Genomic DNA, 25,127 nt, shown 5'->3' with positions numbered 1-25,127 from the left:
GGGGATGTGGGGACGGGAGATGCGGGCCGGGCTCGTGTTCGTCCTCGTATCGCTCCTGGCGGGCAGCGCGTTTCGGGAGTGGAGACGGTCGCACGAATCCCGATTCGAGGACATCGTGGCCGATTTGGAGTCCCGGGATGCGGCCGCGCGGAACGCGGCTCCCGGCGTCTCCGCTGATACGCCGACGGACTCCGTCAGCGGTGGAGGCCCGCTCCGGCGCGGGCGCGAAGCCGGCGGCCGGGCTTTCGACCGCGGGCCGTCGCTCGTCCCGTCCCGGATCGACCTCGATCGGGCGACGGCGCGGGAGCTGGAGCGGCTTCCCGGGATCGGCCCTGGCCTCGCCGCCAGGATTCTGGCGGACCGCGCCGAGCGCGGCCCGTACGGGACCCCGGAGGCGCTCCTTCGCGTAAAGGGTATCGGCCCTCGGACGCTGGAGCGGATCCGACCCTACCTTTCGACGCCGGCCGGGGCGGCCGATTCCGGATCGCCGATCGCGAACTGAGCAGGGCATTCTGCAAAGAATCCGGCGGTCTGCATCGCGCCGGGCGATAATCGACTCCCCCGCGACCCCTCTAAGACCCTCGTAACGCGCGCGATCGATCCGATCGGGCGCTTCCAAGCTCCCTATGGCACCCCTCTTGCGAAACGTCTCACGGCCATTCCCATGCCTCCATCACGGGAACTCGCCTCCACGCAAGCATCGACATCGAGGGCCGGAAACGTGCAGCAGGAAAACATAGGCCTCAAGCTGCTGGAAGCACACGTCATCACGCCTGAGGCGCTGCAGAAAGCCCAGCTTCAGGTCAAGACCGGCGGCGGCAACCTCATGTCCGCCCTCATCAAGCTCGGCGCCGTCAAGGAAGACGACCTCTCCAAGTTCCTCTCCGAGCTATACGGCGTGCCCGCCGTCGACCTGACCAATTTCGCGCCGGACCCCGCCGTGGTGAAGCTCATCCCCGGCGACGTCGCGAACAAGTTCCAGGTCGTCCCCGTTTCCCGGACCGGCCGCCGCCTCACGGTCGCGATGGCGAATCCATCGAACATCTTCGCGCTCGACGACATCAAGTTCATCACCGGATGCGAGGTGCAGCCGTGCGTCGCGTCGGAGTCGGCGATCAAGAAGGCCATCGACAAGGCGTACGACTCGGCTGCCAGCTTCGAGACCGTGATGCGGGGGATGGAAGACGAGATCGAGGTCATCGAGGAGACGGTCGACGACACGCCGGATGTCGCCCTCCTCGGAGAAGCGGAGCAGGCCCCCGTCGTCAAACTGGTCAACTCGCTCATCTCGGACGCGGTCCGCAAGGGAGCGAGCGACATCCACATCGAGCCCTACGAGCGGACCCTGCGCGTCCGCTTCCGGATCGACGGCACCCTCTACGAGATGATGTCGCCGCCGTTCCGGATGAAGGCCGCGATCACCTCGCGTCTCAAGATCATGGCCGATCTGGACATCGCCGAGCGCCGGGTCCCTCAGGACGGCCGCATCAAGCTGCGCCTCCTCGGCCGCTCCATCGATCTCCGCGTCTCGAGCCTTCCGACGATCTACGGAGAGAAGGTCGTGATGCGAATTCTCGACAAGGGGAACCTGAACATCGATCTCAACAAGCTCGGGTTCCAGGAGTCGGCGCTCAAGGAGTTCACGCACGCGATCGCGCAGCCGTACGGGATGGTGCTCGTCACGGGCCCGACCGGAAGCGGAAAGACGACGACGCTCTACTCGGCGCTCTCCAAGATCAACCAGCCCGAGGTCAACATCATGACCTCCGAGGACCCGGTCGAGTACAACCTGGAAGGGATCAACCAGGTCCTCGTGAACGAGGCGGTCGGCTTGACCTTCTCGGCGGCCCTGCGCGCGTTCCTGCGACAGGACCCCAACATCATCATGGTGGGAGAAATCCGGGACATCGATACGGGATCGATCGCGGTCAAGGCGGCTCTCACGGGCCACCTGGTCCTCTCCACCCTCCACACCAACGACGCCCCCTCGACGATCAACCGAATGATCGACATGGGGATCGAGCCGTTCCTCGTCGCGTCCTCGACGAACCTCATCATGGCGCAGCGACTCCTGCGCAAGGTCTGCGTCTCGTGCAAGTCGGACGTGAAGCTCCACGCCGAGGTCCTGCGGGAGCTGGGCATCCCCGAAGAGGAGGCCCGCAAGGTGGCGTTCAAAGAGGGTAAAGGCTGCGTCGACTGCAACAACACCGGATACAAGGGACGCCTCGGCGTCTACGAGGTGATGCCGGTCTCTCCCAAGATCCGCGACATGATTCTCGACCGCTCGTCGACCAGCACGATCAAGAAGCAGGCGGTGACCGAGGGAATGCTGACGCTCCGAATGGATGGCCTAATCAAGTTAAAGAATGGCATTACGACCGCCGAAGAAGTGCTGAAGGAGACCGCGGCCGACCGCTAGCCGCGCCGGAGCGCTCCGCGTCAGGGAGGAAAACATGGTTTCATTGCGTCAACTGCTGGACGAGATGATCAAGATGAGGGCCTCGGATCTTCATATTTCCGCCGGAGTTCCGCCCCAGGTCCGCATCGACGGCTCGATCCTGCCGATGGCGCACCCGCCTCTCACGCCGCAGCTCACGCAGCAGCTGGCGTACAGCGTGCTCACGGAAGAGCAGCGGAAGCGGTTCGAAACGACCAAGGAGCTGGATCTCTCGTTCGGAGTGCCCGGCCTGAGCCGGTTTCGCGCGAACGTCTACCTCCAGCGCGGGGTCACCTCGGTGGCCATTCGCCAGATTCCGTACGAGATCCTCTCCTGCGAGACGCTGGGTCTGTCGAAGGTGATCCGGGATCTCACGCTGAAGCAGAAGGGGCTCATCCTCGTCACGGGCCCGACCGGAAGCGGCAAATCGACCACGCTCGCGGCGATGATCGACCTGATCAACACCACGAGGGCGGGGCACATCATCACGATCGAGGATCCGATCGAGTACGTCCATCACCACAAGAAGTGCATCGTCCACCAGCGCGAGATCAACTCCGACACGACCACCTTCGCCACGGCTCTCAAGTACGTCCTCCGTCAGGATCCCGACGTGATTCTGATCGGAGAAATGCGCGATCTGGAGACGATCGCCGCGGCCCTGACGATCGCCGAGACGGGTCATCTGGTCCTCGCGACCCTGCATACGAACTCCGCGTACGAATCGATCAACCGAATGGTCGACGCGTTTCCATCGGGCCAGCAGCAGCAGGTGCTCTCGCAGCTCGCCTTCGTTCTCGAGGCGGTGATCACACAGCAGCTCATTCCGAGAGCGAAGGGTCCCGGCCGCGTGATGGTGGCCGAGATGCTTCTCTGCACGCCGGCCGTTCGGGCGGTCATCCGGGAGCGGAAGACGCACCAGATCTACAGCCTCATGCAGGCCGGAACGAAGCACGGAATGCAGACGATGAACCAGGGTCTCTTCCAGGCGTACACGAACAAGCACATCTCGCTGGACGAGGCGCTGGGACGCAGCTCCGACGTGAAGGAGCTCGAAGGCATGCTCGAGAAGGTCGGCGTCAACATCAACGCCTACTAGCGGAGCCAAGGGGGAATCGTCGTGCCCGTTTACGTTTGGAAAGGCCGGACCCTAGCGGGAGAGATCCAGACCGGGGAGGTCACGACCGACTCCCAGGACGAGGCGCTCTCCGCGCTCCGGAAGAAGCGGATCATCGTCACGTCGGTTCGCGAGAAGCGGGGGGAGATCAAGCTCAACATCCCCCAATTCGGCCCGGTCGTGAGCACGCGGGATCTGGCGATCTTCACGCGCCAGTTCGCGACGATGATCAACGCGGGGCTTCCCCTGGTCCAGTGCCTCGACATCCTCTCCAAGCAGACCGAGCAGGCAACGTTCCGGACCATCATCGGTCAGACGATGCGCGACGTCGAGGCGGGCACTACGCTGGCCGAGGCGCTCGCGAAGAAGGAGAACAAGGACGCGTTCGACGAGCTGTTCGTGAACATGGTCGAAGCGGGCGAAGCGGGAGGTATTTTGGACGACATCCTCCAGCGGCTCGCGACCTTCATCGAGAAGGCGGAGGCGCTGCGCCGGAAGGTCCAGGGCGCGATGGTCTATCCGGCCGTGGTCATGACCGTCGCGTGTCTGGCCACGACCTTCATGCTCATCTTCATCATCCCCACCTTCGCCAAGATCTTCGTCGCCTTCGGCGGCGATCTGCCCCTCCCGACGAAGATCGTGATGATGCTCTCGGACTTTCTCCGCGGGTACTGGTGGATGCTTCTCGGCGGAATCATCGGCGTGACCGTCGGGCTCCGGCGCTACTACGCCACCGAGGGGGGGCATTTCCAGATCGACAAGTTTCTCCTCGGGCTGCCCGTGCTCGGCGACGTTCTCCGGAAGGGGGCCGTGGCGCGGTTCACGCGGACGCTGGGCACGCTGATCTCCTCGGGCGTCCCGATCTTGACCGGCCTCGAGATCACCGCGAGGACCGCGGGCAACCGGGTGATTCAGGAAGCGATCATGGCCGCGCGCGCGAGCATCCGCGAAGGGGAGACGATCTCCGCCCCGCTCCGTCAATCGAACGTCTTCCCGCCGATGGTGGTGCAGATGATCTCCGTTGGCGAGGAGACCGGAGCGCTGGACGACATGCTGACTCGCATCGCCGACTTCTACGACGACGAGGTGGATACCGCGGTCGACTCGCTCACCTCGCTGATCGAGCCGATGATGATCATCTTCATGGGCTCGGTGATCGGCGGCATGGTCGTCGCCATGTATCTGCCGATGTTCAAGCTGATCAATGTGGTCGCTGGGGGGAAATAGTCGCCCGCAGGCCGGATCCGGCCCGACAACGAAGGCGGATGGGGAACCGCGGCTTCGCGAGGCGGTGAAGGCGGTCATTCTCGGCCGCATGGCGCTCATCACGCTGGTGGCCGCGATGGCCGTCGCGTTCTCGGACACCGGCCTGAGCCTGACTCGGCATTACCCGTTCGTGTTCTTGGTGGCGCTCTCGGCGGGGCTGGCCGTGGCGTACCACCACGCGGCGAAGAGCGGGGCGGAGGTGAACGCCCTTCTCACGACGCAGTTCCTGGTCGACGTCGCGGTGATCTCGTATCTCCTCCTCTTCACCGGGGGGACGTCCAGCCAGTTCGCGCCGCTCTTCCTGCTGGCGCCTCTGATGGGCGGGATCTTTCTCACCGTGAGGGGCGGGCTCCTCTTCGCGGCCGCGGCCGGGTTGGCGTACGGAGCGTTCTACGTGGCCGAGGTCGGCGGGATGGTGCCGCCGATGGCGTACGGGCTGACCGAGCGGTTGAGCGAGCCGGCGCTCCGGCTCCGTCTGATCCTGTATCTGCCGCTCCTCTTCATCGTGGGGGCGATCGGCGGCGCGATCGGGCGGTCGCTCCGCGAGGGCAGGCTGGCGCTGGACGAGGCGCGGGCCCAGCTGAACCGGGCACTGTTCGATACGGAGACGATTCTCGAGAACCTCTCGAGCGGGCTCGCGACGATCGACGCAGGCGGCTCGGTGCGGCACTGGAACCGGGCGGCATCCGAGATCCTGGCGGTGCCGACCAAGGCGGTGCAAGGACGCCACTATCTGGAGACGTTCGGGCCGGGGCTCGAAGCGTTCTCGACACGGCTCCGTGAAGCGTTGGAGCGGGGCACGGAAGGGACTCGATACGAGGTGACGGTGCTGACCGCGAACGGCCGAACGGTGCCGCTGGGAATCTCGACGAGCCTTCTCCTGGGCGCATCCGGGGAGCGGCGCGGAGTGATCGCGCTCTTCCAGGATCTCTCGGAGGTGAAGGCCCTCGAGGATCGCATCCGCCGCGGGGAGACCCTGGCGGCGATCGGGGAGCTCTCGGCCGGCATCGCGCACGAGATCCGGAACTGTCTCAACCCGATCACCGGCTCGGTCGAGGTGCTTCAGAAGGAGCTCCACGTCGAGGGAGAGAACGCGCGGCTCCTGGACCTGGTCGTGCGGGAGTCGGAGCGGCTCGAGCGGTTCGTCTCGGAGCTGCTCGAGTACGCGCGGGAGCGCCCGCTCAAGACCGAGAAGGTCGAGCTGGCGGCCCTGGCGTCCGAATCGATCGAGATCGCGCGCCGGCACGAAAGCGCCGGGAAGGGAAAGAAGGTTTTGCTCGAGGGTCCGAACGTGCCGGTCTGGGTCCGCGCGGACTTCGACCAGATGAAGCAGGTGATGACGAATCTCCTGATCAACGCCTTCGAGGCCATCGAGGGAACGGGCAACGTGACGGTGCGGATCCGCGAAGAGCGGCGGACGCCCGGCGCCTGGGGACGAGCGGGGGGGCCGCGCGTCGTGATGGAAGTCGCGGACACGGGGACGGGGATCGGCGACAAGGACGTCGCGCAGGTATTCGAGCCGTTTTTCTCAACGAAGCAGGGCGGGACCGGTCTGGGTCTGGCGATCGCCAACCGGATCGTAGAGCGCCATGGCGGAAACTTTGAGGTCGAGAGCCGGATCGGTGAGGGGACCACGATGCGTCTGTGGTTGCCGCAGGCCGACAATCCGGCGCGAAGCGTCGCGCACGCGGCGTAACTCTATCTAGAGCGAGGGTGGTCCTGTGGCCGGCGAGAAGATCCTGATCGTAGACGACGAAGAGAGCATGGTTCAGTTTCTCTCGATCCTCCTCTCCAAGGAGGGCTACGAGGTACACGTGGCCCGCTCCGGCCGGGATGCCCTGCAGAAGGCGGAGGAGGAGAATTTCGACGTCGTGGTCACCGACATCAAGATGCCCGGCGAGATTGACGGACTCGGGGTCCTTTCCGGCGTCAAGAAGATCGACTCGAGCATCCCGGTTGTCATCCGAACGGCATTCGCTTCCCAGAAATCGGCGATCGACGCCCTGAACCGGGGCGCCTTCCAGTACCTCGAGAAGAGCGCCAAGAACGACGAGATCCGGCTGGTCATCAAGAACGCGCTCGCGATGCGGCGCGTTCAGTCGGAGAACGTCCTCCTGAAGCGCCAGCTGAAGAAAACCGACGACACGAAGGAGATCATCGGCCACAGCGAGCAGATCCAGAAGGTCCTGAAGCTCGTGGAGAAGGTGGCTGATTCCGACTCGACGATCCTGATCGTCGGGGAGAGCGGCACCGGGAAAGAGCTGATCGCGAAGCGGATCCACTACCTGAGCCTGCGGGCCGACGGCCCGTTCGTCTCGATCAACTGCGGGGCGCTCCCTAAAGATTTGCTCGAGTCGAACCTGTTCGGTCACGTGAAGGGCTCCTTCACGGGGGCGGTGCGAGACCAGGAGGGACTCCTCGCGGTGGCCGGCGGCGGCTCCTTCTTCCTGGACGAAGTGGGAGAGACGCTGCCCGCGACGCAGGTCAAGCTGCTCCGGGCGCTTCAGGAGCGGGAGATCATCCCCGTCGGGGGAACCAAGCCGCGCAAGATCGACGTGAGGCTCATCGCCGCGACGAACGCCGATCTCGAGCGGGCGGTCTCGGAGAACCGCTTCCGGGCGGACCTCTTCTACCGGCTCAACGTGATCCAGATCCGCTTGCCGGCCCTTCGGGAGCGGAAGGAAGACATCGAGGAGATGGTCGAGCACTTCCTGAAAAAGCTGACCGTCGGCAAGGAGCCCAAGACGCTCAACAAGGAGACCCGCGACGCGCTGCTCGCGTACGACTGGCCGGGCAACGTGCGGGAGCTGGAAAACGTGATCGAGCGGGCGGTGATCCTGACGGAAAACGGCGTGATCACTCCCGAGGATCTACCGGAGCGGGTGCTCCAGGGCAACAAGGGGCGCGGGAGCCTCGTGATCGACAATCCGACCATGACGCTCGACGAGCTCGAGCGGGAGTACATCATGAAGGTGCTCCACCATACGAGCGGACAGAAAAAGCGGGCCTCGGAGATCCTGGGGATCAACCCCTCCACGCTCTACCGAAAGCTTCTCTCCTACGGCCTGGTTCAAGAGAAGGACGGCATCGAAGCGGAGCTGTAGCGGCCGCATTTTGACCGGCACCCCCTTCCACATTGCAATATGTGGATTGCGGGGTCCCCAGTGTGCAACTTGCGCGGAAGAGCGCGGGAGGCCGAACTCGGCTCTCTCGTGCCTCGGCGGCAACGCGAGGCTTCACTTGCGGATGCCTCCGCGACACGCCCCGAATCGCACCATGGCACAGACGTTGCTTTTACCTCCCGGTGAAGAGTCAAGCCATCAGCCCAGTCATGGAGGACAGGGGCGAAGGGAGGTGCGGTAACGATGCTCAAGAATACAAAGGGGTTCACGCTGATCGAGCTGATGATCGTGGTCGTCATCATCGGAATTCTCGCGGCGATTGCGATCCCGAACTTCATCGCGATGCAGGACCGCGCACGCGAATCTAGCGTGAAAGCGAACATGCACAGCTTCCAGCTCGCGATCGAAGACTTCGCCACCAAGACCGCAGGCGTCTATCCGGTGGCGGCGGACGCGGCAGCCGTGAAGTTGAACATGCCGAGCGGCACGTTTCCTACCAACCCGTTCACCGGCGTTGTGGACGAGGCCGCGCTCTGGGGTGCCGATCCGGCGGCGCCAGGGCGCTACGGCGCGAATCCGGTTACCACCAGCAGCTACACCATCAAGGGCTACGGTAAGGCGGCCCTGTTGGGGCTCCAACTCACCAATGGCTAAGGATGGCGCACACGAAAGGAGAACTACCATGTTTCGCAACGAGAAGGGCTTCACCCTCATCGAGCTCATGATCGTGGTTGTCATCATCGGGATCCTTGCGGCAATCGCGATTCCGAACTTCATCGCGATGCAGAACCGGGCCCGTGAGGCGAGCGTGAAGGCGAACATGCACAGCTTCCAGCTCGCGATCGAAGACTTCGCCGTGAAGAACACGGGTACGTACCCGGTGGCGGCGGACGCTGCGGCCGTGAAGGCGAACATGCCGAGCGGCACGTATCCGACCAACCCGTTCACCGGCGTGGTGGACGAGGCTGCGCTGTGGGTGGCCCCGGCCGCTCAGGGTCGCTATGGCACGACCGTGGTGTCGACGACCGGCTACACGATTCAGGGCTTTGGCAAGACGGCGCTTCTGTCGCTGTCCTTGACCAACGGCTAACCAAGGACGGTCTCGTGGGCGGCGGATTCCGGACCATCGGATCCGCCGCCTTTCTTTTTTAGGGGGTTTCGGGCGCCGGCGGGCCCCCAAGAGCCCTGGCATGGCTCTTGCCCACGGTGAAACCGTGGGGAACGGGAATCGTCGGTGATCAGGCGGAATCGGGGGAACGGAATCGGGATGACGCAGCGGGAGAACGTCAATCAAGCGGGCCGCGTCGCGCCGGCACCGACGGGGTCGATCCGGGAAGTGGAGCCGCTCGCCCTCTTGGAAGTGGAAGGACTCGCAAAGGTCTATCGGGATCCGATGACCTTGAAGCCGTTCACTGCCGTGAACGGCCTCTCGTTCACGCTGGGGCGCGGCGAGATCTTCGGGCTCCTCGGCCCCAACGGCGCCGGGAAGACGACCACGATCAAGTTGATCCTGGGGCTGGCCAAGCCGACGCGGGGCATGATCCGCCTCGACGGCCGCGACCCGCGCGACCCTGAGGCGCGCCGGCGGCTCGGCTATCTCCCGGAGAACCCGTGTTTCTACGACCACCTGACCGCCACCGAGTATCTCGAGCTCACGTGCGCCCTCTTCGGCCTGGACGCGCGAGCCGGGCGGCGGACGGGCGCGACGCTGCTCGAGCGTCTCGGGCTCGCGGCGCACGCCCGGAAGCCGCTCCGGAAATATTCGAAGGGAATGACCCAGCGGCTCGGGCTCGCGCAGGCGCTCCTGAACGAGCCCACGTTTCTGGTCCTGGACGAGCCGATGTCGGGCCTCGACCCGATCGGGCGCGCGGAGGTGAAGCAGATCCTGCGCGAGGAGCGCACGCGGGGCACGACGATTCTCATGTCGAGCCACGTGCTCGCCGAGACGGAGTCGATCTGCGACCGGGTCGGCATCATGAGCGGCGGCAAGCTGCTCGAGGTCGGCACGGTGCCGGGCCTTCTCGCGACCGGCGTCCGCGAATGGGAGATCGCCGTGGAGTCGCTGCCGGAGCGCGCGGCCGCCGAGCTCAGCGCGGCCGGGCATCGCGTGGAGCCGCTCGGGACGCGCTGGCTGATCCACGTCGTGGAAGGCCCCGCTCTGCAGCGGGCCTTGGGACTCCTGACGCAGAGCGAGGTATTCATCCATTCGGTCGAGCCGCGGAGGGAGACGCTCGAGGAGCACTTCGTCCGCGCGCTGAGCCGCGGGAAAGGGAACGAATGATGAGCCGGGTTCTCGCCGTCGCGCGGAACACCATTCGCGAGGTGCTCCGGGAGCGGATCGTGCTCGTGCTCGCGATCTTCGGCGCGGCGCTGGTCTTCGCCTCCCAGGTCCTCTCGCCACTCGCGCTGGGCGAGGGGAAGAAGGTCGTGACCGACTTCGGTCTCGCGGGCTCCTCGTTGCTTGCGACCCTCCTAGCGGTCTTTCTCGGCTCGAGCCTGCTCCACAAGGAGCTCGACCGCCGCACGATCTACGCCGTGATGGCCAAGCCGATCTGCCGCGCCGAATTTCTGATGGGCAAGTTCCTCGGCCTCTGGACGACAACCGGGTTCCTCCTCTCGGGGATGACCCTGATGGTCCTCGCCCTGTTGACGGTGGTCCACCACGAGACGCCGTGGATTCTCCTCGGCTCCCTCCTGCTGACCCTGATGGAGCTCGGCATCGTGACCGCGTTCGTCATCCTCTTCTCGTCGTTCACGACGCCGGGATTGACGGCGTTCTTCACGCTCGGCGTCATCGTGACCGGCAGCTTCGCCGAGCAGATTCTCTACTTCGGCGGTCAGGGTGAGTCGTCGTTCGTGGCCGGCCTGACCGGGGCGTTCTACTGGGCGCTCCCGCACCTCTCCACCTTCAATGTCCGCGGCATGGTGACGCACGGCGTCGCCGTGCCCCCGGAGCGGATCGCGTTCGGCGTGAGCTACGCGCTCCTCTACATGGGGGCCGTCCTCACGATCGCCGGCGCCATCTTCGAGCGAAGGGACTTCCGGTGAGGCGGCTCTGGAGATGGGCCGCGCCGCTCATGCCGTTTCTCGCCGCGGGAGCGCTGGTCGCGGGCGCGGATCTTCTCGATGAGGCGGGAAGGGGGCGCTTTCAGTGGGGCGGCACCGACGAGCTCCTCTACTACCCGTCGGGGCTCATGGTCCGGCAGGCAGCGCTCGGCTATGAGACGGCGGCCGCCGACATCGCCTGGCTCCGGGGAATCCAGTACTACGGGGAGCATCGCCAGACGGACATGAAGTTCGACATGATCGGGCACGTGATGGACATCGTCGCGGATTTGGATCCGGCGTTCATCCAGCCGTACATCTTCGGCGGGTTCGTGCTGGCCCAGGAGATGAAGAAGCCGGATCGCGGGCTCCAGCTCTTGGAGCGGGGCAGGATGGCGAACCCGGACAACTGGAACCTGGCGTTCGAGGCCGGCTTCCTCCAGTACGTCTGTCGACACGACTTCGCCGCCGCGAGCCGCTATTTCACGTGGGCGAGCCGGATGCCGGGCCACCCCGAGTACGTCGAGCGCTTCGCGGCCTTCGCGAGCGAGAAGGCGGGGAACCGAGGGATGGCGACGCTGCTCTGGAAGCGCGTGCTCGCGACAGGGAACAAGTACATGCAGGAGATCGCGCGGCGCGAGCTCCGCGGCCTCGGCGAGGGGGTGCAGCCGTGATCGGATCCGGAGCGTTCATTCAGGGAGTCGCCTTCATCGTGGGCCTCGTCCTCGGGAGCTTTCTCAACGTCGTCATCGCGCGCCTCCCGCGCGGGGAGTCGATCGTTCTGCCGCCCTCGCGCTGTCCGCGCTGCAAGAAGCGGATCCGGCCGTGGGACAACGTGCCGTTGCTCTCGTTCGCGATCCTCCGCGGCCGCTGCAGGGACTGCAAGAAATCGATCCCATGGCGTTACCCGATCGTGGAGCTGACGGCGGGAGTTCTCCTCTGGCTTCTCGTGCGCCACGTCGCGCACCCCGTGCTCTGGGTGCCGCACGCGGCGTTTCTGCTGGCGCTCCTCGCGGTGGCGTGGATCGACCTCGATACCCGAACGATCCCGGACGTCGTGACGATTCCGGGAGTCGGTTTGGGCCTCGCCGCAAGCCTCTTCGCGCCTCCCGGAATCGGTGCGGCGCTCCTCGGCGCGGCGGCCGGCGGCGTCAGCCTCTGGCTCGTGGGGTACGCGTACGAGCGCACGACCGGCGTTCCCGGAATGGGGGGCGGCGACGTGAAGCTCGCGGCGATGATGGGAGCGTTCCTCGGCGCCGCCGGCGTGTTCGGCGCCATCTTTCTGGCTTCGCTCGCCGGGTCGGTGTTCGGCGCGCTTCTGATCGCGATGGGAAAGGGCTCGCGGCGAACGGCCATCCCGTTCGGAACCTTCCTCGCGCCCGCGGCGATCGTCCTCTTCCTCTACGGCGACAGACTCTTTGGCTGGTATCGATCACTCATTCCCTGAGGCGCGCGGTCCGCGCGGCCACGGCCTCCGGAATCCATGGGAGAAAGTATGACCAAGAAACGGACGGCCCGGGGTCGAAGGCAAAGACGCAGGCGGGAGGGCCGGTTCGGCCTCTCGGACCTCGTCGTCGTGCTCCTGATATTCGGGATCGTCACCGCCAGCGCGGTTCCCGGATTCAACCGGTTCATGAGAAGCATTGAGCTGAACAAGCAGGTGCAGCGGGTCGCCGCGATGTTCCGCGTCGTGCGCCAGAAGGCCATCACCGACAATCGCGTAACCGTCGTCTGGTGGAGCGCCGCCGAGAACCGCTGGGGCTCCTGGGAGGATCAGAGCGGCAACGGGAAGCTCGACGAGGGCGAACCGACCGATGGCGCGGTCACCCTCCCGGCGTCGCTCCGTGTCGATCGGGCGGGCACGAACCCATTTCCGACCGATACCCTCCGGTTTCTCCCCGACGGAAGCGCGAGCGCGTCCGGGAGCTTGATCTTCTCGAACTCGGACGGGTACACGCGATCCCTGTCGGTGGTTCGCCTGACAGGAATGGTAACGGTGCAATGACGGAGACCCCGCGGGAAGGCACGGGTTCCACCCTGGTCGTGGCCACGATCGCGGTGCTGCTTTCCGGTCTCTTCGTGGGCTCTCTCTATGAGATCTACGTCCGCGGCGAGAGGTCGGTGGAGCTGGGAATGGAGCTGGCCGAGGCCAGTCAGAACGCCCGGACCGGCGTCGACCTGATCGTCCAGGAGCTGCGCTCCGCCGGCTACGGGGTCGATCCGGCCGTTCAGCCGTCGATCCTGGTCGGGTCTCAGTACCGGGTCACGTTCACGCTGGACCGGAACGGCAACCACCGGATCGACCCCGGAGAGGTCGTGACGTACTTCCTCGATCCGAGCACCTCCGACCCCATCACGACGACGAGCGCGAACCCCTTCGACTTCGTCCTGCGACGCGAGGTCGGCGCCGATGGAGACCCCACGGCGACCCCGGTCTCGGGGCACGGCGAGATCGTCGCGTTCGGCCTCACCCAGCGGTCCCGCGACTCGGCGGGCACGAGGGACGTTCCCCTCTTCTCCTATCGGGACTCGGCGGGAGCCGCGCTCGAGCTCCGGCCGGGAGCGGAGAGCGACCCGGTCGGCGTCTTCTTCGGCAAGACGGTGTCGAGCGGCGACCTCGGGGTTCCACCCGGCATAGGCGTCACCCCACGCGTGAAGACCGTCATCGTGAGCATGGTGACGGAGACGAAGCAGAAAAATCTAGAGAGCGGCCATTACGATCGCGCGACGGTCGCCGCCTCGGTCGTGCCGCGCAGCGCCCCGTGGACCGGGATGGACGTCCAGTGAGCGCACGAACGGGGAACATCGTGGTGATGGTCATCCTGGTGCTCTTTCTCCTCACCTCCCTCGGGATTTCGTACGTGGCCCTCACCCGGAGCGACAAGCAGCGCGTCGACGATCCGGCGTCCGGCACCCAGGCGTTCGAGAACGCCCAGGCCGGCCTCAGCGAGGTCCTGGCCCGGATGTCGGTCCCGGGCCGCGAGCAGTACATCGGCCAGCCCCCTGGCAGCTACTCGCCGGGATGGGGCCGCTACGTCGTGAATCAGCCCGGGACCTCGAGCCTCGACCCGCAGCACGACGTTCCGGCGACCGATGGGCTCGACAACGACGGGGACGGCGCCGTCGACGAAGCCGGCGAGCACTACCCGGAGACCGGATCCCGGCAGATCAGCCTGGCCGGATTGAATCGCCTCGACTATCCGTGGGTGAAGGTTCGATACAAGCTGAACGCCGCGAACGAGGTCGTCCTGTTCGGCGATGACGACGACGATCCGTCGACGCCGCCTCGCGAGAACCTGGTCCGCGGCGTGCCCAAGATCATCGTGACCGCCGCCGGCTCGAGCGGCCACGACACACGAATCGTCACGGTGGAGGCCGTCAAGTGGCCGCTCCCGCCAGTCCCGGCCGCGGTCTATTCGGAGGGGACCATGGCGTTCCGCGGCGCCGGGTTCCAGATCGACGGGCGCGATCATGGGATCGAATCGCCCTGGGAGCCGGTCGCGGACGCGGCATCGCTCCCCGGGATCGCTTCGCCCAACGACCCGAACGCGATCTCCGCTCAACTGATCGGTCCGAGAGCCCAGCGCGTGAAGGGCAGCGGCGCCGTCCCGAGCGTCGCCTCCTCCAGTACGAATCTGGATCTTCAGGCGATGGACGAAGGGTGGAGCCGGATCGCCGACGTGACGCTGGCGGGAGACCAGCGCGACCCCCCACCGGGATCGTGGGGCTCGATCGAGAACCTCAAGATCGTGAACGTGGAAGGGGACCTCTCCGTCTCGGACAGCCTCTCCGGAGCCGGGGTTCTCCTCGTGCGGGGGAATCTCGATTGGGGCGGGCAGGCACGGTGGAGCGGCATGATCATCTGTCTCGGCGACGCCACGATCCACGGCGGCGGCGCGGCGCCGACGATCCTCGGCTCCCTGCTGATCCAGGGGACGCTGACCGGTCGTTCGGAGGTGACCGAGGGGACCAGGATTCTCTACTCGAGCGCGATGATCCGCCGGCTCGCGGCGCTGACCGGCTACGAGGTCTCCTCCTGGATCGACCAGTAGTCGGGACCGCGACCTACTGATAGAGCCAGATGCGGAAGGGGCTGAAGTTCCGGCCCGCGGCGCCGTCCGGATCGGTCCCCGCCTCGTCCCGAACCATCGTGAGCTCCGGCCGCGACCGGGTCAAAAGCCCTCCGGGAACTCTGAATCGCGGCTCGACCCAGGCCGTTTCGGAAAACGCGTAGGTCCAGAGCCCGGCATCCTTCCCGTCGACGAGGACCCGTAGGCGATTCGGATACCACGCGTCGGTCCGCATCACGATCACGAGATCCCTCCCGGGCGTCACCGTTGCGCGGAATCTCCCGCTTCGCCGGACGATCCGACCGGCGTCGGTGATCGCCGGACCGGGGCGACCGGCGTAGCCGTAGCGCCGCAGCACGTCCTTCGCCTCCGGCTCGGTCCTCCACTCGTGCCGGCGCTCGTCCTCGAGCCAAGCCGGATCGAACGAGTCGGTCAGGCGCATCGACTCGAACTCCGGGTGAAGCAAGGCCGGCGTCCCCGACGGCGCCACGGCCTGCCAGGACGAGGGGTAGATCACCATGTCGCTTCCGCCACAGATCAAGTTGGCCTCCAGATGCGCCCGGAACCGCTCGGGGCCGAGGATCCCGCTCTCCCGCCAGTAAGGAAACCACTCGGGGTAGATCGCGCAGTACGTCGGCTGGCGATCCGGCGGCACCCGGCGCATCTGCTCGAAGAGGCATCCGAGCCCGGACCGATAGACGCGAGCGAGGCCGGCCGAGGTGAGCCCCACGAAGTCCAGGGTGGTCCGGTTTCCGTAGTAGGCGATCGCGCCCGCGTCATTCAGACCCACGAGCGCGTCCTGCGGCAGGTTCGCATCGATCCACCGGCCGACGCGGACTTGCTGGTGGAAGATGTTCTCGCAGCAGCGCGCGTACACGCGGACCATCTCGGCGTTCGCCGGGACGAGGATCGTCATCCAGAGCGCGAGCGGGGCGACGGTTGCCGCGGCCGCCAACGCCGCGCCCGCCCATCGAGGAGTCCGTTCCCAGGCCCACCCGGCGAGCCGGCCCCATCCGGATCCGATCAGCAGGAGCACGACCGGAAACAGCCCCTGCTGGTAGCGATAGAAGTGCATCTGCCAGTAGACCGGGATCGAGCTCACGACGATCCCGACCGCGATCAGGGTGAGCAGCGCCAAGCCTCGATCCCATCGTCCACGCCGCGTCAGGTATCCGAAGAGGACGAAGAGCAGCGCTCCGAGCACGCTCGGGTACCAGAGCCTCGGGAGGAAATGGTTCCGCGCGTCGAGCGTGAAATGGGACAGGTAGCACTCGGCGATGTTGAGCCAGATCGTCGGCGTGTTGGCCAGGTACTCGGCCCGGGTTTCCGCATACGGCTCCGCGAGCACCGACTTGGCCTGGGAGCCCGTCGATTCGATCGAGCCCGTCAGCGCTAGATTGACCACGAACGGCAGGGCCGCGGCCGCCAGCGGGAGAAGGAGCGAGGCGGAGACCAAGCGCGGGCCATCCGGCGTGTCCCGGGACGACGCCCGCCAACGATCCCACGCCATGAGCGCCCCGAACACGAGGCAGAGGATCGCCCCCTCGGGCCGGCACCCGGCGAGCCCGAAGAGCCACCAGCGGAGCGTCGGGAAGCGCCCGCCCGGCCGCTCCCTCAGGTAGACCGTCAACGTTCCGAGCAGGGCCGTGGCGTAGAGGCCGATCTCCATCCCGCTCATGTAGCCCCAGAGGAGATACGGGCTGGCTAGGAAGAGGATGAGCGCCATGCCCCCCCCGACCGGGCCCCCGAGGCGCCGCCCAAGGTGCGCGAGGAGGAGCGCGCTCAGCACGTACGCGGCGACGCCCAGCGCGATCGACCAGGCGATGCAGAGCGCGGGGGAGAGGCGAAGGAGGTGGGGCGGCAGGAGGAGCAGGGGGTACCAAAGGCTGGTCGCGCCCGTCGTCGGCGCGTTTCCCGGAGTGTAGACGAACGGGTGACCTTGGGCGATCGCCCTCGAGTACTGCAGGTAAATGAAGCTGTCGTCCAGCGGAAGGGAGAGCTCGCCGCCCGTCAGCACCCGCTCCGCGCCAAGAATCCGGGCTAACTGAACCAGGGCGAAGGCGATGACGGCGAGGATCAAGAAGAGCCGCCCGCGCCCCCTCACTGCCGCTCCGAACGAAACAACGAAAGATAGGAAGGGGTAGCGCCGATGGATCGTGAGTCGAGCCATATCGAGGCGACAACGCCAGGAGCGGAAGCCGCCGCGAGCATGGGCGGCACCGTAGCAAAGGGACCGGAGGCGGTCAATGCGGCCCGCCCGGCGGTCTTGTCTCGTACAAACGTGGAGATTTGAGCGGCTAGACGATGGCCAGATCTTGCGGTTTGCACGCAGAGCCGGTACCGGCAGCGCCATTTGCGACGCCGGGTAGTCTGCAGCGTATGTCGTTACGCGAAATAGACTTACGTTGCGGTGTGGAAGGGGCGTGGCATGGAACTTGCTCGATCCAGCCGCGGCGAGTCCCCCAGTCGGGTGCAAGGGCAGAGGCATCCCACCAACACGCGGAGCGCGACCATGTTCGGCTTGGGCAAGAATAAGAAGAGCACGATTGGTCTCGACATCGGCTCTAGCTCCATCAAGGTCGTCGAGATCGCGCACGACCGCTATGGGGATCGCCTGGTCAACTACGGGATATCCGAGCCGCTCTCCGAAGCCATCGTGGACGGGGAGATCATGGACCGGCAGATGGTGCACGAGGCGATCACGAACCTCCTCGAATCCCGCCAGATCCGGAACAAGAACGTCGTGACCGCCGTCTCGGGGCGCGCCGTGATCGTGAAGAAGATCCTCATGGCCCGCCTGAACGAAGAGGACGCCAAGGAGGCGATCCAGTGGGAGGCGGAGCAGCACGTCCCCTACGACATCAACGACGTCTCCCTCGACTTCCAGATCATCAATCCGGACGTGGACCAGAAAAAGATGCAGGTCCTCCTGGTCGCCGCGAAGAAGGAGATGATCACGAATCACGCGGAGATCATCCGCGAGGCGGGTCTCTCTCCGGTCATCATCGACGTCGACTCGTTCGCGATCCAGAACGCAGTCGAGGCCGCGTACGACCTGGCCCCCGGCGAGACGGTCGCGCTGCTCAACATCGGGGCCGAGATCACGAACTTGAACATCATCCGGGATCAGATCCCGCACTTCACCAAGGACCTCTCCCTCGGCGCCAACTCCTTCGTGGAAGCGATCCAACGGCGCCACAACGTGAGCCAGGCGGAGGCGCAGAACGCCCTTCGGGGGCGGGCGCAGAACGGCATCGACGTCGCCGCGATCGTCCAGGCCACCTGCGAGGACGTCTCGGTGCAGATCGATCGCGCCGTCGCCTTCCTCAAGTCCGCCGGAGATGCCGATCGCATTGACCGGATCTTCGTCTCCGGGGGAAGCGCCCGGGTGCCCGGCCTCGTCGAGTTCCTGCGCACGCGGCATCAGGTCCCCGTGGAAGTCGTGAACCCGATTCAGAAATTGAATTACGACCCGGGTCTCTTCGGCGGCGAGTCGCCGGAGAGCGTGGCCCCGGTCTTGACGGTCGCGATCGGCCTGGCGCTGCGATAAGGGGGACCCATGATCCGCATCAACCTGCTGCCACGCGAAGAACGACAGGCGAAGCGCAACATCGCGCTGCCGAAGCTGGGCGCGCTCATGCCCGTCTTCGCGCTCCTTTTCGTGGCACTGCTCTTCGCGGCGTTCGCCCTGATCCAGACGATGCAGGTCGGACGCCTGAAGACCGACATCGCCCGGGCGCAGCAGGAGGCGGAGAAGCTTCGCCCCCAGATCGAGATGATCAACGAGCTGACGAAGAAGCGCGAGGAGCTGACGCACCGGCTCGACGTCATCGCCACCCTCGACAAGAACCGTCTCTGGCGGGTCAAGCTGGTGGACGAGCTGTCGCGGTGCGTTCCGGAGCACCTCTGGCTGAACAACTATGAAGAGACCGGGCCCGACCAGGTGAAGATCGAGGGGGTTACCTTCTCGAACCTGCTCGTGGCCGACCTCATGTCCCGCCTCGAAGCGTCGCCGCTCTACGGCAACGTGGACCTGGTGGTGGCGGAGCGGGGACAGATCGATCAGCGGAACGTCGTGAAGTTCACGATCACCGCGAAGATGACGCTCTAGTCAGGACGACGCGCGGGGAGAGCGATGGACCTCAAGGATCCGAAAACTCAAAAGCTGATCATGATCGTGGCGGGCACGGCGGCCCTCGTCTACTTCTACATATTCGCCGATTTCGTTCCGTTCAATTACAAGGTCAGGGCGGAGGAGATCAGCCGCCTCAAGGCGGAGCATACGCGGTGCATGAACGAGCTCACGAAGGCGCAGCAGCTCGTCAACCGACTCCCGGAGCTCAAGCGCGAGTTCGCGCTCTTGACCCAGCGCTGGCAGGTCGCGCAGGAGCTCCTGCCGACCCAAAAGGAAGTCGCGAGCCTGCTCCGCAAGGTCACGATGGCCGGGCAGGAGGCGGGCGTGAAGTTCCTGCTCTTCAAGCCGGCGGAGCCCACGAAGAGGACGGACTTCACGGAGAACCCCGTGCAGGTCTCGGTGACCGGCGGCTTCCACCGCGCCGGCGCGTTCTTCGGCGAGATCGCAGATCTTTCCCGGTTGGTGAACGTCTCCCAGCTTCGGTTGAAGGGATTTGACAAGGGGGACCTGGACGAGACGGTTCAGGCCGATTTCATCGCGACCGCCTACACGCTGGCCGAGGGAACGACGGCCGAGGGAAAACCAAATGAACCTGCCAAGCAGCCTAGCGCTGCCGCAAAGTAAGCTCTTCCAGAGCAGGATCTTCCTTCTCGTCCTGCTTCTGGTGGTCGCCCTCATCGGCGTGGGCGTGTTCTTCTTCGTCCTGCATCCGATGACGCCGCCGAAGACGCCCACGGTCGCGACATCGCCGGCCGCCGTGGCGATTCCGCGCCCGGTCATGAAAGCCCCGGTGGTCTACGGGCCGCCCGCTCCGGACTGGGTGAAGCGCACGCCGATGCCGCCGCCTGCCGGCGCCGTTCCGGCCCCGACTGCGGCGATTCCAGGTCCGGCCACGCCCTTGGTTGCTCCTTCGGCCGCGGTGCCAGGCGCCGCGACCGTGGCCGGCACGGGCGCCGCCACGGTGGTGACGGCCGGCCTCATCTCGACGCCCGGCGCCGCCGGCGTGGTCACGGAGACACCCAAATCACTCGACGCCAGCGTCCTCTTCGCTCGCGAGCAGTACGTCTATACGAGCGGCAACCGCCGCGATCCGTTCCTCTCGCTTCTCGACGGGAGGTTCCAGTCCCAGTCGGGCGACGGCTCTCTCGTCGACGTCGGGGACATACACCTGGTGGGCATCATGTGGGGCGCGTCGGACAAGTTCGCGCTGGTGGAGGACACCCGCGGACATGGGTTTGTACTGCGCGTCGGGGACCCGGTCGTGAACGGCTACATCTCAGGGATCTCGAAGTCCGAGATCCAGGTGGTGCAGAACGCCTTCGGGGAGACCCAGACGTTGGCGATTCAACTGAAACCAAAAGAGGGTGACAGAAATGCGACTCGAAAATAGCGGGAATCGCACGAGTCGCCGCGCGGGTCTGATTTCGGCGCTGGCGGCGGGAATACTCCTCACGTCCGTCCCGGCGTTCGGAGCAACGGTGAAGAGCATTTCACTCAAAGATCAGGGCACCGGAACCCAGGTCATCGTCGAAGCGGACGCGCCCGTCAACTATCACGATTTCACCCTGGAGTCGCCGGACCGGATCGTCCTCGATTGCCCGGGCACGACGTTGGCATTCACCGAGCGCACCTGGGCCGGGCGGGAGAATTCGCCGGTCAAGTCGGTGCGGGCGACCGAAATGGGCTGGGGCAAGGACACGGGGTCCAGGATCGTCGTGGATCTCGCGCAGCCTGCCTCCTACGGCGTGAGCGCCGTGGGGAACAGCGTCATCCTGGCCGTGGAAAGCCCGGCGGCGACGCCGGCGGAGACCGCGCCCACAAGCAGCGCGCCGTCACCCGAGGTGACCGACAACCGCCGGATGTCCCTGGACGTCCAGGGCGCCGAGATCCAGACGGTCCTGCGAAGCCTCTCCGAGTTCAGCGGCAAGAACATCGTCGCGAGCAAGGAAGTGACCGGGGCCGTGACCCTTCGGTTGCGGAACGTGCCGTGGCGCCACGCGCTCGACATCGTCCTCCGGGCCCAGGGGCTCGGGATGGTCGAGAACGGCCAGACGATCATCATTTCGAATCTCGACACCCTCCGCAAGGAGGAGATGGACAAGAGGGCGGCCGAGCGCGCGCAGGAGGAGCTCCTGCCGCTCTCGACGCGGATCATCCCGATCAGCTACGCGAACGCGCAGGAGATGTCCAAGGCGGTCGAGAAGACGCTGACGAAGCGAGGCCACATCGAAGTCGACGCCCGCACGAACGCCCTCCTCGTCACCGACATCGACGACCGGCTGGACCGGGCGGAGGGGATGATCCGGAGCCTCGACACGCGCACGCCGCAGGTCGAGATCGTGGCGCGCCTCGTCGACGTGGACCACACGGCGACACGCTCGCTGGGCATCAACTGGAACCTGGAGAACCTCGACGTCTTCGACGCCGGCGCGAACGAGGCGGTCCACATCACCCCGGATCCGGTCACGGGGCCGGCCGGGACGGTCAAGTTCGGCACGGTGAAGAGCTTCGGCAGCCTGGACGCGACGCTGAATGCTCTGGAGGCCGCGAACAAGGCCAACATCATCTCGAATCCAAGAATCACGACCGTGAACAACCGCGAGGCCACCGTGATCGTGGGGCAGCAGATCCCGCTCATCGTGCAGGACTTCGCGGGGAACGCGGTCACCCAGCTCACGACCATCGGGATCAAGCTCAGCGTCACGCCGCACATCAACGTCGGCAACAAGATCACGATGGACGTCCACCCGGAGGTCTCGGACCTCTCGTCCCAGGCGACCGTGGCGGGCGGCATCATCATCAACACGACGATGGCCGACACGCGCGTGATGGTGAACGACGGCGAGACGGCGGTGATCGGCGGACTGATCCGCAGCAACGAGAGCGACAACAATCGCGGGGTCCCGGTCCTGATGGACATCCCGATCATCGGGCATCTGTTCCGGACGTCGACCAAGGTGCGGCAGAAGCGCGAGCTCCTGATCTTCCTGACGCCCAAGATCATCGGAGAAACCACCGCCTCAAACGGCTAGCGGGCGGGGCCGGACGCTTTCGCCTCCGGCCCGGCGCGGGTATACTGCGGGGCCTTCCCGAACGGGAGGGCCCCGTTCTCATTGGGGATCCACCCCGGGAGGTTTCGGTGACCGCGCGGATCGCGCTGATCGGCCTGTCGGGCGCAGGGAAGAGCACCGTCGCCCCGCTGCTCGCGGCGCGGCTCGGGTTCGGGTGCACCGACCTGGACGAGGCGGTCGCCGCGGCGGAGGGGGTCCCGATCCCCGAGATCCTCACGTCGCGCGGCGAGGATGTCTTCCGGGAGCTCGAGGCGCACGCGCTCCGAGCGGCGCTCGAGGCGGACTCCGTGGTCGTGGCCTGCGGGGCAGGGGTCGTCGCGCGGGCGGAGAATCGCGAGCTCCTGAGCAGGCTTGCCTACGTGGTCTGGCTGGACGTCAGCCCCGATACCGCCGCGCTTAGGCTCGAGGACGCGGCGGCGTCGACAAGGCCGCTTCTTCGCGGCGGGACCGTCGCCTCGCGACTCCGCGACCTCTGGGAGGTGCGGCGGGCGCTCTACGAGGAGGCGGCCGACGTCATGGTTCGGACCGACGGCCTGACGCCGGCGGGCGTGGCGGAAGCGATCGAAACGCTGTGGAAAGGGCGTCTGGGGTGGGGCTCGTCCGGATCGTAGGCGGCTCGCTTCGAGGGCGGCGACTCCGAGTGCCGGATCGGGGCGTGCGCCCGACCTCGGAGAAGACGCGCGAAGCGATCTTCGACATCCTGGGGCCCCGGCTCGTGCAGGGCGCGCGGGTCCTCGATCTCTTCGCCGGCACCGGCGCGATGGGGATCGAGGCGCTGAGCCGAGGCGCTGAGCGGGCGGACTTCGTGGACGGGAGGAAGAGCGTGGCGCGGACGCTGTCGGCGAATCTCCGCGTCGTCGGGCTCGAATCTCGAGCCCGCGTCCACGTGGCCGATCTGAACCATCCGGCCTTACCGCCGGAGCTCGAGGGGACCTGGGGGCTGATCTTCCTCGATCCGCCCTATGACGGGGACGCGGGCTCCCTCTGGGTCGAAGCGCTCGCGAGGGCGTCCTCGATCGAGCCGTCCGGGTGCCTGGTGTACGAGCGACGCAAGGGAACGGCGGCGCCGGAGCCGGCGGCGCTCGCGCTCGCGACCGAGCGGACGTACGGCGACACCACGGTTGCGTTTTACAGAGCAGGCGTTCCGCCGGGGGAAGCCCCGAGAGGAGGAACATGAAAAGCGCAGTCTTCGCCGGCACGTTCGACCCCGTCACGGACGGTCACCTCGATCTCGCGCGACGGGCGCTCCGCCTCGTCGACCAGCTGACGGTCGCGGTCGCGGCGCGCCCCGAGAAGGGCGTCCTCTTCTCCCAGGAGGATCGGGTTGCGATGATTCGGGAGGCGTTCACTTCCGAGTCCCGTCTGACCGTGGAGCCGTTCTCGGGCCTTCTCGTCGATTACGCGAAAGCCAACGGCATCGGCATCATCATCCGGGGGCTCCGCTTCATCTCCGACTTCGAGTACGAATTCCAGATGGCCCTGATGAATCGCCGGCTGAATCCCGACATCGAGACCATGTTCCTCATGCCGAGCGAGACCTACACCTACGTGAACTCGACGCTCGTCAAGGAGATCGCGCGACACGGCGGGAACGTCGACAGCTTCGTCCCCAAGTCCGTCGCCTCCCGGCTCAAGGCCGCCTTCGCGGCGAAGCGTTGATGACGCGGACCGATTTGCGCGAGCGGGTGAGCGCGCGCGTCCGGGCGCTCCGCCCTTCGGAGACGCTCTCCTTGAGCGCCCGCGCGCGCGAGCTCAGGGCCCGCGGCGAGAGCGTGGTGTCATTCGCCGCGGGGGAGCCCGACTTCGACACGCCGGAGCACATCCGGCTCGCCGCGATCGAGGCGATCCACGGAGGGCACACTCGCTATACGGACGTCGCCGGAACCGCGGCTCTGCGGGAGGCGATCGCCGCGAAGCTCGCCCGGGCCAACGGACTTTCCTACGCGCCGCGCGAGATCGTCGTGTCGAACGGGGCGAAGCACTCGATCTGGAACGCGCTCTTCACGCTGCTCGAGCCGGGCGACGAGGTGCTGATCCCGGTCCCGTACTGGGTCACCTTCCCGGAGATCGTTCGCCTGGTCGGCGCGGTGCCGGTCTCAGTCGCCCCGGGGCCGGGATCCTACAAGGTGACCCCGGCCGATCTCGTCCGCGCCGTGACGCCGCGGACGCGGCTCCTCATCCTGAACAGCCCCAACAACCCGTCGGGAGCCGTCTACAACCGGGAGGAGATCGAGGCGATCGCGAAGGTCGTGCTCGGGCACGACCTCTTCGTGCTCTCCGACGAGATCTATGAGAACCTCATCTATACGGGTGATCGCCACGTGAGCATCGCGGAGTGCGCCGAGCTCCGCGAGCGGACCGTGCTCGTGAACGGCGTTTCGAAAACGTGGGCCATGACCGGATGGCGCGTCGGCTTCGCGGCGGCGCCCCCCGACATCGCCGAGGGAATGGAGCGCCTGCAGAGCCAGTCGACCTCCAATCCCTCCTCGGTCTCGCAGCAGGCGGCGCTCCGCGCGCTCACCGGCGATATGGGAACCGCGAACGCGATGCGCGACACGTTCGCGGCGAGGCGGGATCTCGTGGTCGAGAGGCTGGCCAGGATTCCGGGCGTTCACCTGCGGCCGCCCGACGGCGCCTTCTACGCGTTCCCCGATCTGAGCGAGCGAATCCGTGGCGCGAAGAAGGGCGTCAAAGACTCCGTCGGTCTCTGCGACTATCTGATCGACGAAGCCCGAATCGTCTGCGTCCCGGGTTCGGCCTTCGGCATGGAAGGGCACCTGCGGCTCTCCTACGCCGTCGGCGAGCGGGAGATCCACGACGGTCTGGATCGAATGGACGCGGCGCTCCAACGAATGTGAGGTCTG

25 protein-coding genes are annotated in these 25,127 nt (G+C 66.3%); 24 read left to right on the top strand and 1 reads right to left on the bottom strand.

Features of this window, described 5'->3' with window-relative positions:
- The first annotated feature begins 19 nt into the window (after positions 1-19).
- From E6K79_02215 to E6K79_02145, 15 genes are all read left to right on the top strand, one after another.
- On the top strand, positions 20-502 hold the full coding sequence (locus E6K79_02215; GenBank protein TMQ66804.1) for a helix-hairpin-helix domain-containing protein: 483 nt from the start codon (positions 20-22) through the stop codon (positions 500-502).
- A 219-nt stretch (positions 503-721) separates the two neighbouring features.
- Positions 722-2,419 (top strand): type IV-A pilus assembly ATPase PilB, encoded by a 1,698-nt coding sequence (pilB, locus tag E6K79_02210; GenBank protein TMQ66742.1) that lies wholly within the window; start codon positions 722-724, stop codon positions 2,417-2,419.
- 34 nt (positions 2,420-2,453) lie between these two features.
- Positions 2,454-3,536 (top strand): type IV pilus twitching motility protein PilT, encoded by a 1,083-nt coding sequence (locus E6K79_02205; GenBank protein ID TMQ66741.1) that lies wholly within the window; start codon positions 2,454-2,456, stop codon positions 3,534-3,536.
- 21 nt (positions 3,537-3,557) lie between these two features.
- A complete protein-coding gene (locus tag E6K79_02200; GenBank protein TMQ66740.1) occupies positions 3,558-4,781 on the top strand; it encodes a type II secretion system F family protein in 1,224 nt (407 codons plus the stop codon).
- Entirely contained in the window at positions 4,759-6,516 is a 1,758-nt protein-coding gene (locus E6K79_02195) for a PAS domain-containing protein (GenBank protein ID TMQ66739.1), read from the top strand. Before E6K79_02200 ends, E6K79_02195 begins: the two co-directional genes overlap by 23 nt.
- 25 nt (positions 6,517-6,541) lie before the next feature.
- Entirely contained in the window at positions 6,542-7,924 is a 1,383-nt protein-coding gene (locus tag E6K79_02190; GenBank protein ID TMQ66738.1) for a sigma-54-dependent Fis family transcriptional regulator, read from the top strand.
- A gap of 261 nt (positions 7,925-8,185) precedes the next feature.
- Entirely contained in the window at positions 8,186-8,596 is a 411-nt protein-coding gene (locus E6K79_02185; GenBank protein ID TMQ66737.1) for a type II secretion system protein, read from the top strand.
- 28 nt (positions 8,597-8,624) lie between these two features.
- Positions 8,625-9,032 carry a type II secretion system protein gene (locus E6K79_02180; GenBank protein ID TMQ66736.1) on the top strand — a complete coding sequence of 136 codons (408 nt, stop codon included), beginning with the start codon at positions 8,625-8,627 and terminating at the stop codon, positions 9,030-9,032.
- Positions 9,033-9,176: 144 nt separating this feature from the next.
- Positions 9,177-10,223, top strand: coding sequence for an ABC transporter ATP-binding protein (locus tag E6K79_02175; protein TMQ66735.1), 1,047 nt, complete (start codon positions 9,177-9,179; stop codon positions 10,221-10,223).
- Complete coding sequence (locus E6K79_02170) at positions 10,220-10,990, top strand: ABC transporter permease (GenBank protein ID TMQ66734.1); 771 nt, start codon at positions 10,220-10,222, stop codon at positions 10,988-10,990. The genes E6K79_02175 and E6K79_02170 overlap by 4 nt, the downstream gene beginning before the upstream one ends.
- Positions 10,987-11,661: a hypothetical protein gene (locus tag E6K79_02165; GenBank protein TMQ66733.1), complete on the top strand. Its 675-nt coding sequence runs from the start codon at positions 10,987-10,989 to the stop codon at positions 11,659-11,661. The genes E6K79_02170 and E6K79_02165 overlap by 4 nt, the downstream gene beginning before the upstream one ends.
- The gene (locus E6K79_02160) at positions 11,661-12,434 is read left to right on the top strand and encodes a prepilin peptidase (GenBank protein TMQ66803.1); all 774 of its coding nucleotides are present in this window, start codon (positions 11,661-11,663) and stop codon (positions 12,432-12,434) included. The genes E6K79_02165 and E6K79_02160 overlap by 1 nt, the downstream gene beginning before the upstream one ends.
- 36 nt (positions 12,435-12,470) lie before the next feature.
- Positions 12,471-12,992 carry a hypothetical protein gene (locus tag E6K79_02155; protein ID TMQ66732.1) on the top strand — a complete coding sequence of 174 codons (522 nt, stop codon included), beginning with the start codon at positions 12,471-12,473 and terminating at the stop codon, positions 12,990-12,992.
- Complete coding sequence (locus E6K79_02150) at positions 12,989-13,774, top strand: hypothetical protein (GenBank protein ID TMQ66731.1); 786 nt, start codon at positions 12,989-12,991, stop codon at positions 13,772-13,774. The genes E6K79_02155 and E6K79_02150 overlap by 4 nt, the downstream gene beginning before the upstream one ends.
- Positions 13,771-15,039 (top strand): hypothetical protein, encoded by a 1,269-nt coding sequence (locus tag E6K79_02145; protein ID TMQ66730.1) that lies wholly within the window; start codon positions 13,771-13,773, stop codon positions 15,037-15,039. Before E6K79_02150 ends, E6K79_02145 begins: the two co-directional genes overlap by 4 nt.
- A 13-nt stretch (positions 15,040-15,052) precedes the next feature.
- Here the strand turns inward: E6K79_02145 and E6K79_02140 are convergent, their stop codons facing one another.
- Positions 15,053-17,161, bottom strand: a complete 2,109-nt coding sequence (locus E6K79_02140; protein TMQ66729.1) for a hypothetical protein — start codon at positions 17,159-17,161, stop codon at positions 15,053-15,055.
- A 324-nt stretch (positions 17,162-17,485) separates the two neighbouring features.
- On the opposite strand from E6K79_02140, the gene pilM reads away from it, so the two are divergent.
- From pilM to E6K79_02095, 9 genes are read left to right on the top strand one after another with little or no spacing between them, the layout of a single operon-like run.
- Positions 17,486-18,607 carry a type IV pilus assembly protein PilM gene (gene pilM, locus E6K79_02135; protein TMQ66728.1) on the top strand — a complete coding sequence of 374 codons (1,122 nt, stop codon included), beginning with the start codon at positions 17,486-17,488 and terminating at the stop codon, positions 18,605-18,607.
- A 9-nt stretch (positions 18,608-18,616) separates the two neighbouring features.
- Entirely contained in the window at positions 18,617-19,168 is a 552-nt protein-coding gene (locus E6K79_02130; GenBank protein ID TMQ66727.1) for a PilN domain-containing protein, read from the top strand.
- Positions 19,169-19,192: 24 nt separating this feature from the next.
- On the top strand, positions 19,193-19,816 hold the full coding sequence (locus E6K79_02125) for a hypothetical protein (GenBank protein ID TMQ66726.1): 624 nt from the start codon (positions 19,193-19,195) through the stop codon (positions 19,814-19,816).
- The gene (locus E6K79_02120; GenBank protein ID TMQ66725.1) at positions 19,779-20,582 is read left to right on the top strand and encodes a hypothetical protein; all 804 of its coding nucleotides are present in this window, start codon (positions 19,779-19,781) and stop codon (positions 20,580-20,582) included. Before E6K79_02125 ends, E6K79_02120 begins: the two co-directional genes overlap by 38 nt.
- Entirely contained in the window at positions 20,566-22,224 is a 1,659-nt protein-coding gene (pilQ, locus tag E6K79_02115) for a type IV pilus secretin PilQ (GenBank protein ID TMQ66724.1), read from the top strand. The genes E6K79_02120 and pilQ overlap by 17 nt, the downstream gene beginning before the upstream one ends.
- A 41-nt stretch (positions 22,225-22,265) precedes the next feature.
- On the top strand, positions 22,266-22,874 hold the full coding sequence (locus tag E6K79_02110; GenBank protein ID TMQ66802.1) for a shikimate kinase: 609 nt from the start codon (positions 22,266-22,268) through the stop codon (positions 22,872-22,874).
- The gene (rsmD, locus tag E6K79_02105) at positions 22,736-23,440 is read left to right on the top strand and encodes a 16S rRNA (guanine(966)-N(2))-methyltransferase RsmD (GenBank protein TMQ66723.1); all 705 of its coding nucleotides are present in this window, start codon (positions 22,736-22,738) and stop codon (positions 23,438-23,440) included. The genes E6K79_02110 and rsmD overlap by 139 nt, the downstream gene beginning before the upstream one ends.
- Positions 23,437-23,922: a pantetheine-phosphate adenylyltransferase gene (gene coaD / locus E6K79_02100; GenBank protein ID TMQ66722.1), complete on the top strand. Its 486-nt coding sequence runs from the start codon at positions 23,437-23,439 to the stop codon at positions 23,920-23,922. The genes rsmD and coaD overlap by 4 nt, the downstream gene beginning before the upstream one ends.
- Positions 23,922-25,121, top strand: a complete 1,200-nt coding sequence (locus tag E6K79_02095; GenBank protein ID TMQ66721.1) for a pyridoxal phosphate-dependent aminotransferase — start codon at positions 23,922-23,924, stop codon at positions 25,119-25,121. Before coaD ends, E6K79_02095 begins: the two co-directional genes overlap by 1 nt.
- The last annotated feature ends 6 nt before the right edge of the window (positions 25,122-25,127 follow it).

Source organism: Candidatus Eisenbacteria bacterium, from assembly GCA_005893305.1.
Taxonomy (GTDB): Bacteria; Eisenbacteria; RBG-16-71-46; order SZUA-252; family SZUA-252; genus WS-9.
The sequence above is the reverse complement of the archived record's forward strand: the minus strand, read 5'-3'. Positions and strand labels throughout refer to the sequence as shown.

What these genes read in the sequence shown, in the direction of transcription:
- E6K79_02195 (TMQ66739.1), top strand. Translation starts at nt 4,759, where the DNA reads ATGTGGTCGCTGGGGGGAAATAGTCGCCCGCAGGCCGGATCCGGCCCG.
- E6K79_02170 (TMQ66734.1), top strand. Translation starts at nt 10,220, where the DNA reads ATGATGAGCCGGGTTCTCGCCGTCGCGCGGAACACCATTCGCGAGGTG.
- E6K79_02155 (TMQ66732.1), top strand. Translation starts at nt 12,471, where the DNA reads ATGGGAGAAAGTATGACCAAGAAACGGACGGCCCGGGGTCGAAGGCAA.
- E6K79_02130 (TMQ66727.1), top strand. Translation starts at nt 18,617, where the DNA reads ATGATCCGCATCAACCTGCTGCCACGCGAAGAACGACAGGCGAAGCGC.
- pilQ (TMQ66724.1), top strand. Translation starts at nt 20,566, where the DNA reads ATGCGACTCGAAAATAGCGGGAATCGCACGAGTCGCCGCGCGGGTCTG.
- E6K79_02180 (TMQ66736.1), top strand. Translation starts at nt 8,625, where the DNA reads ATGTTTCGCAACGAGAAGGGCTTCACCCTCATCGAGCTCATGATCGTG.
- E6K79_02120 (TMQ66725.1), top strand. Translation starts at nt 19,779, where the DNA reads ATGAACCTGCCAAGCAGCCTAGCGCTGCCGCAAAGTAAGCTCTTCCAG.
- E6K79_02205 (TMQ66741.1), top strand. Translation starts at nt 2,454, where the DNA reads ATGGTTTCATTGCGTCAACTGCTGGACGAGATGATCAAGATGAGGGCC.
- pilM (TMQ66728.1), top strand. Translation starts at nt 17,486, where the DNA reads ATGGAACTTGCTCGATCCAGCCGCGGCGAGTCCCCCAGTCGGGTGCAA.
- E6K79_02215 (TMQ66804.1), top strand. Translation starts at nt 20, where the DNA reads ATGCGGGCCGGGCTCGTGTTCGTCCTCGTATCGCTCCTGGCGGGCAGC.
- E6K79_02150 (TMQ66731.1), top strand. Translation starts at nt 12,989, where the DNA reads ATGACGGAGACCCCGCGGGAAGGCACGGGTTCCACCCTGGTCGTGGCC.
- E6K79_02185 (TMQ66737.1), top strand. Translation starts at nt 8,186, where the DNA reads ATGCTCAAGAATACAAAGGGGTTCACGCTGATCGAGCTGATGATCGTG.
- E6K79_02095 (TMQ66721.1), top strand. Translation starts at nt 23,922, where the DNA reads ATGACGCGGACCGATTTGCGCGAGCGGGTGAGCGCGCGCGTCCGGGCG.
- E6K79_02125 (TMQ66726.1), top strand. Translation starts at nt 19,193, where the DNA reads ATGGACCTCAAGGATCCGAAAACTCAAAAGCTGATCATGATCGTGGCG.
- coaD (TMQ66722.1), top strand. Translation starts at nt 23,437, where the DNA reads ATGAAAAGCGCAGTCTTCGCCGGCACGTTCGACCCCGTCACGGACGGT.